The following is a 12,823-nucleotide window of genomic DNA, read 5'->3' on the forward strand; positions in this document are numbered from 1 at the left end:
GGAGTTGGAGAGGGAGAGGGAGAGGGAGTTGGGCATGGTGGACGGGGTCACACAACAGGGCGCGGGCGGTGACGGCTTCATCACCCTCGACGGCGTCGAGAAGGTCTTCCAGGTCCGCCGCAAGGCCGGTCTGCTGCGCCGCGAGCGGCATGAGGTGCGGGCCGTGGACGGCATCAGCTTCCAGGTCGCGCGCGGCGAGATGGTCGGCTACATCGGCCCGAACGGGGCCGGCAAGTCGACCACGATCAAGATGCTGACGGGCATCCTCACCCCGAGCGGCGGCAGCCTGCGCGTGGCGGGGATCGATCCGTCCCGGGAGCGTACGCGGCTCGCCCACCGCATCGGTGTGGTCTTCGGCCAGCGGACGACCCTCTGGTGGGACCTGCCGCTGCGTGACTCGTACCGGCTGATGCACCGCATGTACCGCATCCCGGACCGGCGTTACCGGGAGAACCTGGACCGGTGTGTCGAACTCCTCGACCTGGGCGATCTGTTGGAGGTGCCAGTGCGCCAACTCTCCCTGGGGCAGCGGATGCGCGGCGACATCGCGGCGGCCCTTCTGCACGATCCGGAGGTGCTCTACCTGGACGAGCCGACGATCGGGCTCGATGTGATCTCCAAGGCCAAGGTGCGGCAGTTCCTCAAGGAGTTGAACGCCGAGCGCGGGACCACCGTCCTGCTGACGACGCACGACCTGACCGACATCGAGCAGCTCTGCCGCCGGGTGATGGTGATCGACCACGGTCGGCTGATGTACGACGGCTCGCTCGCCGGTCTCCATGAGGTGGGGGAGAGCGAGCGGATGCTCGTGGTGGACCTGGAGCGCGAACTCCCGCCGATCGAGCTGGAGTCGCAGGGGCCGGGCCTGGTGGTGCGGGCGGTCAGGGTGGAGGGCCCGCGCCAGTGGCTGGCCTTCCCCGCCTCGGCGTCGGCCGCCCCGCTGGTGGCGCGGATCGCGGCGGAGTACCCGCTGATGGACCTGTCGGTGCGGGAGCCGGACATCGAGGCCGTGATCGCGCGGATGTACGAGGCGGCGGCGCCGTGAGGGGGTATGCGAGGGGTTACGCGAGGGGGGCCGGGTGAGCCGGCGCGTGCAGGTCGGGGGCCTGCACGTCTGTGCCGGGACCGGGTGCGTTCAATAGGGTGCGTGGTATGACAAGTGAACGGCCGGACATGCGTGCCTCCGATGCGGAACGTGAGCGGATCGCCGAGTTGCTGAGGGAGGCCGTGGCCGAGGGCCGGCTGGAGATGGACGAGTTCGAGCAGCGCCTCGAAACGGCCTACACGGCCCGTACGCACGGGGAGTTGGAGCCGCTCGTCCAGGATCTCCCGGCACCCGGCACGGCGGTGGCCCCGGTGGGCTCGTCGGCGCCCGCCCCGCTGCGGGGCTCCGCCGCGAACTGGCCCGCCCGGATCGGTGGCACGGCCACCTCCACGGGCGGGTTCGCCCTGTGGGGCGGCTTCAACCGGAAGGGCCGCTGGACGGTGGCCCGGAAGTTCACGGCGTTCGCGCTGTGGGGCGGCGGCGAGATCGACCTGCGCGAGGCGGACTTCGAGGACCGCGACGTCGTCATCCGCTGCATCGCGATCATGGGCGGCATCCATGTGACGGCCCCGCCGGAGCTGAACGTGGACGTCCGGGGCGTCGGCATCATGGGCGGTTTCGGCGAGGGCCCGAACGAGGACGGGGAGACTCTGCCGGAGGCCCCGCGGGTACGGATCACGGGTCTGGCGCTGATGGGCGGCGTCGGGGTGGAGCGCAAGCGGACGAAGGCGGAGCGCCGCCGCCTGAAGGAGGCCGGGGAGGCCGAACGGGCGGTCCGCGAACGGCAGCGGCTGGACGGCCCGGACCCGGGGCCGGGAGGCGGCGGCCGCAAGGAGCTGGGCTGAGCCGGGCGGCCTGCCCGGCTGCGGGGACCCGGGCGGAGCCGGCCGCCTGCCCGGCCCCGAGGACCCGGGCCGAGTCAGCTCGCCGGCCCGGCCTGCCCGTCTCCGTACGTCACCCCCCGTCCCTGCCCCCGTTCCCGCACCCTCAGAGCTCGTCGGACTCCGGCGTGCCGGCCCGCTCCAGGGACCGCAGGTCGATCCGCTCGCCCAGTGCCCGGTACCCGGCGTCGTTGAAGTGGACGCGGTCGCCGGAGTCGTAGGCCGCGAGGAGCCGGTTCGGGGCGGCGGGGTCGCGGACGACCTCGTCGAAGTCGACGTACGCGTCGAAGACGGTGCCCGTCCGGATCTGCTCGTTGACCGCGAGTCGTACGGCGTTGCGCTCGGGCGTCCAGGTGCGGTAGCCCTCGAACGGGGTCAGGGTCGCGCCGACGACCGTGAGACCGCGGGCCCGCGCCTGGTCGGCGAGGGCGCGCAGGCCGGCCACGATGCGCCCGGCGTCGGTCTCCTGCGGGGCCTGCTGAATGTCGTTGATGCCGATGGCCACGATCACGGTGCGCACCCCGGCGACCGAGAGCGCGTCGCGCTCGTACCGGACGAGACCGGCCTGGCCCGCCGGGCCCTGGATGAGGAGCCGGTTGCCCGCGATGCCCCCGTTGGCGACCCCGTAGCGGCTGCCCAGCCGGTCCGCGAGGACGTCGGGCCAGCGGGTGTTGGCGTCGGTGGTGGAGCCGCTGCCCGCGGTGAGGGAGTCCCCGAGGACCACGATGGTGCCGGGTGCGGACTTGTTGTGGACGTCCACGGCGGTCAGGTAGCGCCAGGTGGTGGTGGACCAGGTGCCGCGGCTGTCGGCCCGGTAGGACGTCTGGTGGCTGTTCGGGTGGTGCGTGACCGGCCCGCCCGGGCGCGGGGTGCGGAGGCTGACCTCCAGGTCGGAGTCGGGTGCGACCGGCACGACGACCGGGTCGCTGACGACCTGCGCGCCCGGCGCGATGGTGATGGAGGAGGCGCCGTCGAAGGTCACCGGGCGGGTGTTGACGGTGGCCCGGTCGACGAGGAGCGGGACGGTGCCGAAGAGGTTGGAGAGCGTGATGCGGGCCGCGTTCCCGCCGACGCTGGTGTGCACGACGTTACGGATGGTGCTGCCGGGGAAGCCGTTGCCGGTGTTCGGCTCCGGGCCGACGGGTGCTGTGGTCCAGGTGGCGATCCAGTTCCCGCCGACGTTGGCGGGCGCGACGGGGTTGCGGGCCGCCGCGTGCGTCTCGGCGGGGGGAGCCGGGGCCTGCCGGTGGCCGGAGAGGAGCGTCGTACCGAGGACGGTGGCTGCGGCGAGTACGGCGGTGCCCGCCAGTAGGGCGATGAGCAGGGCGTACCCCTGGCGCCTGGGCATGTGCGGTGGTTCTCCTTGTGATGATCGTGCTGGTCCCATGATGCGACAGGCCGCGGGGAACTCGACGTGCGGCCCGGGAGTAGGGGAAGTAGGGACAATGCGTACGTCGCGGGGGCGAGGCGTACGCGGACGGCTGGAACGGGTGGGATGGGTGGGACGGGTGGAGCGCATGGGACCGACCGGTTCCGGAGAGCAGGACGCGGTGCAGCAGCCAGGGCAGGAGCCGGACCCCGGGGAAGGCGGGTCCGGGACGCGGACCGGGGCCCGTAAGGAGCTGGGACCGGCCCCGGGGGCGTCGGGCGCCCCCGGGGGCGGGGCGGGCGCATCGCCGAGCCCAGGCCCGTTGGCCTCGTTCGCGTACACCGCGGCCGACGAGGAGAAGCAGCGCGGCGTGCGGCGCATGAAGCTCACGGCGACCGGCCTCCTTCTGCTCGTCGCGCTGGTCTACGTCCTGGCCACCTGGGCGGAGCACTCAGGTGTGAAGGGCTGGCCGGGCTACGTCGCAGCGGCTGCCGAGGCGGGGATGGTGGGCGCGCTGGCGGACTGGTTCGCCGTGACGGCGCTCTTCCGGCGCCCGCTCGGCCTGCCCATCCCTCACACCGCCATCATCCCCACCAAGAAGGATCAGCTAGGACAGTCCCTCGGTTCCTTCGTTGGCGAAAACTTTCTCTCCGGAGACGTCATTCGTGACCGAATTCACGCTCTGGGGGTCGGCCGGAGGGTCGGTGCGTGGCTTTCGGAGCCCGCCCACGCCGACCGGGTGACCGCCGAGTTGGCGACGGCGCTGCGCGGCGCGCTGACCGTGCTGCGGGACTCCGACGTCCAGGCGGTCGTCGGCGAGGCCATCACCCGGCGGGCCAACGCGGCGGAGGTCGGCCCCGGTCTCGGCAAGATGCTGGAGCGGGTCGTGGAGGACGGCGGCCACCGCAAGGTCGTCGACCTCATCTGCGTACGGGCGCACGACTGGCTGGTGGAGCACGGCGACTCGGTGATGGACGCGGTGCAGGGCGGGGCGCCGGGCTGGACCCCGCGCTTCGTGGACAAGCGGGTGGGCGAGCGGGTCTACAAGGAACTGCTGCGGTTCGTCACGGAGATGCGGGACATGCCGGGCCACCCGGCCCGCGGCTCCATCGACACGTTCCTCACCGACTTCGCGGCCGACCTCCAGAGCGACGCCGACACCCGGGCCCGGGTGGAGCGGCTGAAGTCGGAGATCCTGGGCCGCGGCGAGGTGCAGGACGTCATCGCCTCCGCCTGGTCCTCCGTCCGTACGATGATCCTCGCGGCGGCCGAGGACGAGCGCAGCGAACTCCGCCTGCGGGCCCGGGCGTCGCTGATGTCGCTGGGCGCCAAGCTGGCGGGTGACGAGCGGCTCCAGCGCAAGGTCGACGGCTGGCTGGAGGACGCGGCGGTTTACGTGGTCACCCGGTACCGGGCCGAGATCACCTCGCTGATCAGCGAGACGGTGGCGAGCTGGGACGCGGATCAGACGTCGAAGAAGATCGAGGCGCACATCGGCCGTGACCTGCAGTTCATCCGCATCAACGGCACGGTGGTCGGAGCGCTGGCGGGCCTGGCGATCCACACGGTGTCGCGGGCGCTGGGCGGCTGACCCCGGCCCCGGCCCCGACCTCGACTCCGGCTCCCGGTGCCTTTCGGAGCCCGGGGTTCCGGGTGCGTACCCGTCCTGTCGTACGGGTACGCACCCGGCTTACACGGGGGAGTTGCCCGGTGGTACGGGCGCGGCGGCCCCCGTGTTCAACGCGCCGCGGCCTTTTTCAGACGTCGCCCCGGAGCCCGGTCAGGAACCGGTGTTCACGTGCCGGGCGTAGGCGGCGGCCAGCCTGCCCCCGGTCTCGGCGGTGGAGATGAGGACCGCCATGTTGGCCTGGGCGGTCCGGCCTCCGGTCGTCCGGTCGACGGCACGCATCAGGTACTTGGTGAGACCCTGGCCGCTCACCCCGTCCTGCTCGGCCTGGGCGAGCGCCTCGGTGATCGCCTGCTCCGCCTCGGCGGAGTCCACCGCGTCCTCGGGGCGCGGGGGTGTGGTGATGACCACCGAGCCGGGGTGGCCGGCCGCCCAGTGGGTGGCCACGATCCGGGCCAGCAGGTCGTCGTCGTCCACCCGGTGCGGGGAGCGCACCCCGCTGGAGGCGCAGTAGAAGGCCGGGAAGTCGTCGGAGCCGGTGGAGATCACCGGGACGCACTGGGTCTCCAGGTACTCCATGGTCAGCTTCAGGTCGAGGATCATCTTGGCGCCCGCGCAGACGACCGCCACCTTGGACCGGGTCAGCTGGATCAGGTCCGATGAGACGTCCATCGTCGTCTGCGCGCCCCGGTGGACCCCGCCGAGGCCGGCCGAGGCGAAGAAGGGGATCCCGGCGAGCTCGGCGGCGACCAGGGAGGAGGCGACGGTGGTGGCGCCCCGTCCGCCCCGGGCCAGGACGACCGGCAGGTCGCGGCTGGAGACCTTCGGGATGCCCTGTTCGGAGGCGAAGCGTTCGATGTCGTCGTCGCTCATGCCGACCCTGATCGCGCCGCCGTCCAGGCAGATCGTGGCCGGGACGGCGCCGCCCTTGCGGACGGCCGCCTCCACCTTGTGCGCGGTCTCCGCGTTGTCCGGGTAGGCCAGGCCGTGCGTGATGACGTTGGACTCCAGGGCGACGACCGGGCGGCCCTCGTGCAGGGCCTCGCGGACCTCTTCGGAGTGGACGACCGGGATGGGGGATGCCGCGTGGCTCATCGGGTTCCTTCGGTGGTGGTGTTCGGGGTGTATCCGGGCTGCTTCCACAGCAGGTGCGGGCGGGCCTCGATCTGCGGTTGCCAGACCTCCTCGGTCCACCGGGACGGGTCGACCGGCTCCACGGCGATGGACACCGCCTCCGCCCCGGTGCCGAAGACCCGGGTGATCGTCTCGGTCAGGGCTTCGACCAGGTCGGCCTTCTCGGCCTCGGTGAACGTACGGCTGAAGTGCTGGATGCTGACGTGCGGCACGTGGCGGGTTCCTCTCGGTCTCGGTCTCGGTCTCTGTCCGGCTCCGGCTCCGGCTCCGGTTCCGGCTCCGGTTCCGGCTCCGGCTCTGGTTGCGGGGCTTACGCGAAGACGTCCAAGGCTCGTATTCCGGCGATCAGTTCCGCGACGCCTCGCTCTTTCAGCACCTCGTAGTGGTCGCCCGTGAGGGTGGTCACCCGGGGCGGCTCGGCCGAGTAGCCGGAGCTGTCCTCCAGGAACGAGTAGTCGTCCCCGCGTGCCTTGAAGATGGTCACCGGGGCCTCGACCCTGCGCTCCCGCAGTTCGCGGAAGGAGTACTCGAACTCATAGGTAGCAGAGACCACTTGGGTGATGCGGCGGATCGTCCCCTCGCTGAGCGCGGGCATCCGGCGGTGCACGAACGCGACGAAGGAGTCCTCGTCGGTGGCCTCCCGCAGGCAGGCCTCCACGGCGGGCCCGTGGGTGGTCCCCGCGAAGACGGAGTGGAGGATGGTCACGTAGACCGGGTTGGCGAACGAGGCCTCACGGCCCCACCGCCGGCCTTCCTGCGTCCGGACGTGCGGATTGCCCGGGCAGATCAGCAGCAGGTTCTCCACCTTCTCGCCCGCCTGCTCCAGTTGCCAGGCGGCCTCGAAGGCGACCCGGGCGCCGAAGGAGTAGCCCCAGAGGGTGTACGGCCCGGTGGGCCGGACGCGGCGTATCTCGGCGATGTCCGCCTCCGCCATCTGCCGGATGGTGGCGTGGGGGGTCTCGCCGGTGTTGATGCCGTACGCCTGTATCCCCGCCACCGAGCGTTCGCCGTCGAAGCCCAGGGCGAGCGTACGCAGGTTCATGGGGTATCCGCCCAGGCCGGGCCAGACGAAGACCTGGGCCGGGGCGCCGTCGGTGTTGAGGCGCAACAGCCTGGAGGCGGGCGCCGCCGCGCGGTCCTCCACGCGTGCCGCCAGCTCGGCCAGGGTCGGTGCCTCGAACACCGTCTGGAGCGGGAGCCGGGTCCCGAACCGTCTGTTGATCCTGTTCACCAGCGCCACGGAGTGCAGGGAGTTGCCGCCCGAGGCGAAGAACTCGTCCCTGGTGGAGACCTCTTCGTAGCCGAGGAGGCGGCCCCACTCCCCGGCCAGCCACCGCTCGGTGGGCGTCGCCGGCTCGACGTGCGGGGCGGTGTTCCGGCCGGCGGCCACCTCGGGCAGGAGGGCGGTGGCCTTGAGGTCCGTCTTGCCGTTGGCGGTGACCGGCAGCCGGTCCACCACGACCACCCGCGCCGGGACCATGTAGTCGGGGAGGAACTGGGCGGCGTCGTCGCGGATCATCTCCGCCGGCCCCCTGGTGTGTACGGCGTCCTCGTTCATGCCCGTGTGTGCGGCCTGTTCCGCGGACACCGGGCCGCCCACGAAGAAGTACGAGGCCGGCGCGGCCGGGACCGCCGCCCGGTCCAGCAGGTCGTCCAGGCGCTGGGCGGCCGGCAGCGGGTGACCGGTCCGCGAGGAGTACCCGGCCGACATCAGCCCCACGCCCGGAACGCGCTGGAGGCGGTGCAGCAGGGTTCCGAGCACCATGTAACGCCGCCAGTCGTCGGCCGTCCGCGAGACGGCGCTGACGCCGAAGGAGGCCCGGTCGTACACGCCCTGGTTGATCGCGATGACGTGGCGCCGCTCCACCACCTCGTCCCCGAGCCGGACCAGCATGCCGTCCTGGTGGCGGTAGAGGCCGCCGGGCAGTCCGTCGACGCGGTCGCCGTGCGCCTGGACGAACAGTTCCACCTCCTCGGGGCGGGGCAGGCCGTCGTGCGGGACCACCGCGAACGTGCCCAGGTAGTGGTCCTCCGCCGCGACATCGAGCCGCGCCGCGGCGTCCGGGACGAAGCCGTGCGGGCGGACCATGAGGCCCAGGCCGGGCAGCACCTCCTCCAGGACCCCGAGCATGTGCCCGGCCTCGAACTCGAGCACCTCGACGATGTTGTTCTTGTAGACGGGCTCGATGGCCCTCCGCCTGCCCAGGAAGTGGATCTTCAACTCGGTGGTGCGGCCGGGGGCCGGGTGGTCCCCGACGCGTACGAGGGTGTGGTCGACGGGGTGGTGGTAGTAGACGCCCGACAGCCCGGCCACGCCGTCGATCTCCAGGTACAGCTGGGTGGCGTACAGGGCTCCGGGTGAGGCGTAGGCGTACTTCGGCAGCAGCCGGTCGGGGCTGCGGTGCGGACCGAGCCAGCGGAGGAGGGAGCCGAGCTCCCCGGCGGTGAGCTCACCCGGCTCGCGCGCGGCGGCGGTGGCGGGGGGCGGGGGTGGGGTGAGCAGGGCGCTGAGCCCCTCGACGGTGGCCCGTCCCCCCTCGTAGAACCGGTACGACTTGCGGGCGAAGGCGGCCCGCCGCTGCTCCGCCGTCGCCTCGGCTCCGGCCAGCGGGACGACGGGCCGGCCCGCCAGTCCGGCCGGCTCCCGCAGTCCGGGGTCGGCGAGCTGGGCCTTCACCTGGAGCTTGGAGGACTTGGACTGGTGGTGCCCGGCGTCGGAGCGCCCCTGGTCCATCACCGCCGCCGTGTGTTCGTTGAGTTCGACGGCGGCCACCAGGACCTGGGAGCCGGTCCTGGGGTTGTCGGTGACCACCGCGGCGGCCCTGCGCACCCACGTGTGCTCCTCGACCCGTGAGGCGACTTCTTCCAACTCGACGCGGTAGCCGCGGAGTTTGACCTGGTTGTCGGTGCGGCCCTCGTACTGGATCGTGCCGTCCGCCCGCCACCGGGCGAGGTCGCCCGTGCGGTACAGGCGCTCGGCCGGGTCGAACGGGGAGGTGATGAAGCGCTCCCGGGTGACCTCCGGCCGTCCGGCGTAGCCGCGGGCCACCTGGACCCCGCCGATGAACAGCTCCCCGCTCCGCCCGGTGCCGGCGGGGCGGAGGTTCTCGTCCAGGATGTGGCAGGTGACGCCGTCCGCCGGTCTGCCGATGGGCAGGATGTGGAGGTCCTCGTCGTCGAGGGTGTCGGGGGAGACGTGGAGGGACGTCGCGTTGATGGTGGCCTCGGTCGGGCCGTAGAGGTTGACGAGCGAGACGCCCGGAAGGGTGCGGAACAGCTCCTGCGCGAGGGCCCGGGTGAGGGCCTCGCCGCCCGAGAAGATCCGGGTCAGTGTGGAGCAGGTGTCGAGCTCGCCGCTGTCGACGAGAGCCCGCAGCAGGGTGGGTACGCCCTGGAGGGCGGTGACGCCGTACGTGTGGATCGCGTCGATGATGGCCTGGGGGTCGCGGAACGATCCCGGCGGGCTCATGACCACCCGGGCCCCCGCCGCGCAGGCGAGGACCTCCCACTGCGCCGCGTCGAAGCTGATGGGTGTCTTCTGCAGGATGGAGACCGCCGGGCCGAGGTAGCCGCTGCGCTCCAGCCACCGTAACTGCGCCACCACGCCGCGCTGTTCGATCATCACGCCCTTGGGGCTGCCCGTGCTGCCGGAGGTGTGGATGACGTAGGCGAGGTGGTCCTCCCGGGGCTCGGGAAGAGGGTATGAGGAACCGGTGGCCGTGGCCTCGTCCACGGTGACGACCAGGGTGCCCGCGGGAACCAGGCCGTGCAGCCTGCCGCGCAGGTGGCTCTGGGTGACGACCACGCCGACACCCGCGTCGGCCGCCATGTAGCGGAGCCGGGAGTCGGGGTAGTCGGGCGAGAGCGGCAGATAGGCCGCGCCCGCGGTGAGGATGCCCCACACGCCCGTCACCAGTTCGGCGGAGGGCTCCACGAAGAGTCCGACGCAGGTGTCGGGCGAGACACCGGCGCCGGCCAGGTGGGAGCCCATCCGCACGGCGGCGGAGTGGAGTTCCGCGAAGGTGAGGCGGCCCTCGGCCGATATCACGGCGATGTCGTCACCCCGTTCACGGGCCTGGTGGCGCAACAGCTCCGGCAGGGAGGCGCGTTGCTGGAGTACGGCGGGTACCGACGTGCTGGTGCTCATCTCTGAAGATCCCCCGGGAAGTGTGATCTGCGATGGATACGGCCGCGTCGGCCGGGTGTGCCGACGCCGGCTGGTGCTGATCGTGCAGGTGAACTCATGGGTGAAGTCAGTCCTGTTGTGCCCTGGGACCGGCGGGGCGGTATCAGGGCATGGCCCATCGGCCGGTCGGCCGGGGCTGGTCGAAGGGCGGGCCGGGGGAAAGGGCTGGCCACCCCCGGCCCGGGGGTGAGGGGTGATGGCGGACGCGTGTGGCGCCGCGGCTGCGCGCGGCTAGTCGGCGCGGAGGATCACTTCGACGACGGCGGGGAAGTCCGGGACCGTCCAGGTGGGCCGTACGGAGGCCAGTTGATCGGCCGAGTGGATGCCGTAGGTGACCGCCACACTGCGCATGCCGGCGTTGTGCGCCATGGAGATGTCGTGCGTCGTGTCGCCGACCATGATGGCCCGGTCGGCGGGGTGGCCCAGCTCGGCCGCGATGAGCAGGCCGGTCTCCGGCGCCGGCTTCGGCTCCGTGACGGCGTCCGCGCCGACGACCATGGCGAACCGGTCCCGGATGCCCGCCGCCGTCAGCAGCACTTCGGCACTGGCGGTGTGCTTGCTGGTGGCGATGGCGAGGAGCAGCCCGGCGTCGGACAGCCTGGCCAGACCGTCGACGACTCCGGGGTACAGCAGCGACTGCGCCTTCGGCACGATCAGCTCGCGGTACAGCCGCTGGTAGCACGGCACGGCCGCGTCGACGGTGGCCGCGGGTGCGGAGACGCCGATGAGCTGGGTGAACGCCTTCTCCAGCGGCAGCCCGATGGTGGACCGGATCTCCTCGGGGGAGGCGGCCGGAACGCCCAGTTCGGCGAGGGTGGCGGTGAAGTTCTCGACGATGGCGTTCGGGGTGTCGACGAGGGTTCCGTCGAGGTCGAACAGGACCGGCCGCGTCACGACTGCTCCCTTTCCGTGGTCTGCCGGCTCTCTGCGATCGGCCGGGAGGAACGCGCGGCCGATCGGTTACCGGCTTGCGGCGAAGGTGGTGCCGGGTGGGCGGGTCCGGCGGCGGTGGGAGTCTCCGTGCCCGTCCCGGCCGTCTCCATCGGTGGGTCCGGCTCCAGGGGCTTCCGCGCGCTGGAGCGCTGGGCCAGCAGGACCGCGCCGATCACGGCGATGGCTCCGGCGCCCTGGACGGGTGTCAGGCCCTGTTGGAGGAAGAGGAAGCCGAGGACGGTGGCGGCGAGCGGGCTGGCGAAGCCGAGCAGCGACACCGTCAGGGCGGGCAGCCGCTCGATGCCGCGGAACCAGACGGCGTAGGCGAGCAGGGCGCCGATGAGGCTGAGGTAGCCGAACCCGGCGACATTCGACCAGGTCAGCCGCTCGGGAAGACCTTCCGCAGCCAGCGCCACCGGAGCGATGAGCAGGCCGCCCACGGCCAGTTGCCACCCGGTGAAGGTGAGCAGTCCCACCCCTGGGGGGCGGCCCCAGCGCTTGGTCAGGACGATGCCCGACGCCATGCACGCGGCGCCACCCAGACCGGCGGCCACCCCGATCGCGTCGAGTCCGGCCTCCGGCCCCAGGACGAGCATGCCCACCCCGGCGGTACCGAGCACACAGGCGCCCACCTGCCGGCCTTGGACCACCTCGCGCAGCAGCAGCGCGGACAGCAGGAGGACGAAGACCGGCTGGATGGAGCCGACCAGCGCGGCGACACCGCCGGGCAGGTGGTAGGCGGCGACGAAGAGCAGGTAGAAGAAGACCCCGATGTTCAGGGCTCCCAGCACCAGGATGCGCCACCACCAGTGGCCCTGCGGAAGTCTCCTCCCCGCCAGCGTGAGGATCAGCCCGCCCGGCAGGGCGCGCACGGCGGCGGCGAGAAGCGGCCGGTCCGGCGGAAGGAACTGCGTCGTCACCAGATAGGTGCTGCCCCAGACGACCGGGGCCAGGACGGTGAGTGCGGAGTCGAGCCCGGCACGCTGCCTCATGAGGCGACCGTGGGAACGGTACCGAAGAACCTGTCCCCGAAGTCGCCGATTCCGGGAACCATGAACGCGTGCTCGTTCATTCCGTCCTCCACCGAGGAGGTCACGATCTTCATGTCCGGGGCGGCGTGGCTGACCCGCTCCAGTCCCGTGGGGGAGGCCAGGAAGTTGATCAGAACGATGTTCTCCTCCGGAACTCCGGCGTCGCGCAGCACGTCCAGGGCGGCGAGGGCTGATCCCCCGGTGGCCAGCATGGGTTCCAGCAGCAGTACGTGACTCGAGCCGATGTCATCGGGGAGGTGTTTGTAGAACAGCTCGGGCTGCTTCGTCCGCTTGTCCCGCTGGATCAGGATTTTTCCGATACGGATGCCGGGGACCATGTCCCGCAGCTCCGCCTCCATGCTCTCCCCGGCGCGGACCACCGAGACCCCGCAGACGCGCGGAGTGAATTGGAGCCCGTGGTAGGTCTCGCCGACCGGCGTGGTGACCTCGCGCTTCTCGAAGGGAAGCAGATCGAGGCCCGCCTCCAGCAGCAGCCGGATGATTCTCCGGGAGTAGACCTCGAAGTCTCTGGCCGACGCGTTCTTGTCGCGTATGACGGTGTGCAGCGCGCGTAACTGGTTCGTCTGTGGCAGCAGTAACATATTTCGGGCAGAAAT

Annotated in this window: 10 protein-coding genes; 3 read left to right on the forward strand and 7 right to left on the reverse strand. The window is 71.8% G+C overall.

The window, feature by feature from the left end:
• Positions 1-34 precede the first annotated feature (34 nt).
• Complete coding sequence (locus tag ACFWRT_RS05410; protein WP_380950858.1) at positions 35-1,045, forward strand: ABC transporter ATP-binding protein; 1,011 nt, start codon at positions 35-37, stop codon at positions 1,043-1,045.
• Positions 1,046-1,173: 128 nt separating this feature from the next.
• Entirely contained in the window at positions 1,174-1,890 is a 717-nt protein-coding gene (locus tag ACFWRT_RS05415; RefSeq protein WP_380950857.1) for a DUF1707 SHOCT-like domain-containing protein, read from the forward strand.
• A 142-nt stretch (positions 1,891-2,032) separates the two neighbouring features.
• On the opposite strand, the gene ACFWRT_RS05420 is transcribed toward ACFWRT_RS05415, so the two are convergent.
• Positions 2,033-3,274 (reverse strand): SGNH/GDSL hydrolase family protein, encoded by a 1,242-nt coding sequence (locus tag ACFWRT_RS05420; protein ID WP_380950733.1) that lies wholly within the window; start codon positions 3,272-3,274, stop codon positions 2,033-2,035.
• A 169-nt stretch (positions 3,275-3,443) separates the two neighbouring features.
• Here ACFWRT_RS05420 and ACFWRT_RS05425 point away from each other — a divergent pair, with 169 nt between their 5' ends.
• Complete coding sequence (locus tag ACFWRT_RS05425; protein WP_380950732.1) at positions 3,444-4,886, forward strand: DUF445 domain-containing protein; 1,443 nt, start codon at positions 3,444-3,446, stop codon at positions 4,884-4,886.
• Positions 4,887-5,075: 189 nt separating this feature from the next.
• Here ACFWRT_RS05425 and ACFWRT_RS05430 read toward each other — a convergent pair whose 3' ends face one another.
• The 6 genes from ACFWRT_RS05430 to upp form a co-directional block, all read right to left on the reverse strand.
• Positions 5,076-6,017 (reverse strand): pseudouridine-5'-phosphate glycosidase, encoded by a 942-nt coding sequence (locus tag ACFWRT_RS05430; protein ID WP_380950731.1) that lies wholly within the window; start codon positions 6,015-6,017, stop codon positions 5,076-5,078.
• A complete protein-coding gene (locus tag ACFWRT_RS05435) occupies positions 6,014-6,268 on the reverse strand; it encodes a tautomerase family protein (protein ID WP_380950730.1) in 255 nt (84 codons plus the stop codon). The genes ACFWRT_RS05430 and ACFWRT_RS05435 overlap by 4 nt, the downstream gene beginning before the upstream one ends.
• A 98-nt stretch (positions 6,269-6,366) precedes the next feature.
• Positions 6,367-10,203 carry an amino acid adenylation domain-containing protein gene (locus ACFWRT_RS05440; protein WP_380950729.1) on the reverse strand — a complete coding sequence of 1,279 codons (3,837 nt, stop codon included), beginning with the start codon at positions 10,201-10,203 and terminating at the stop codon, positions 6,367-6,369.
• A gap of 270 nt (positions 10,204-10,473) precedes the next feature.
• Entirely contained in the window at positions 10,474-11,136 is a 663-nt protein-coding gene (locus ACFWRT_RS05445) for an HAD family hydrolase (RefSeq protein WP_380950728.1), read from the reverse strand.
• On the reverse strand, positions 11,133-12,167 hold the full coding sequence (locus tag ACFWRT_RS05450; RefSeq protein WP_380950727.1) for an EamA family transporter: 1,035 nt from the start codon (positions 12,165-12,167) through the stop codon (positions 11,133-11,135). The genes ACFWRT_RS05445 and ACFWRT_RS05450 overlap by 4 nt, the downstream gene beginning before the upstream one ends.
• Entirely contained in the window at positions 12,164-12,808 is a 645-nt protein-coding gene (gene upp / locus ACFWRT_RS05455) for a uracil phosphoribosyltransferase (protein WP_380950726.1), read from the reverse strand. The genes ACFWRT_RS05450 and upp overlap by 4 nt, the downstream gene beginning before the upstream one ends.
• Positions 12,809-12,823: the final 15 nt, after the last annotated feature.

This window comes from Streptomyces cyaneofuscatus, assembly GCF_042718795.1.
Classification (GTDB): domain Bacteria; phylum Actinomycetota; class Actinomycetes; order Streptomycetales; family Streptomycetaceae; genus Streptomyces; species Streptomyces cyaneofuscatus_A.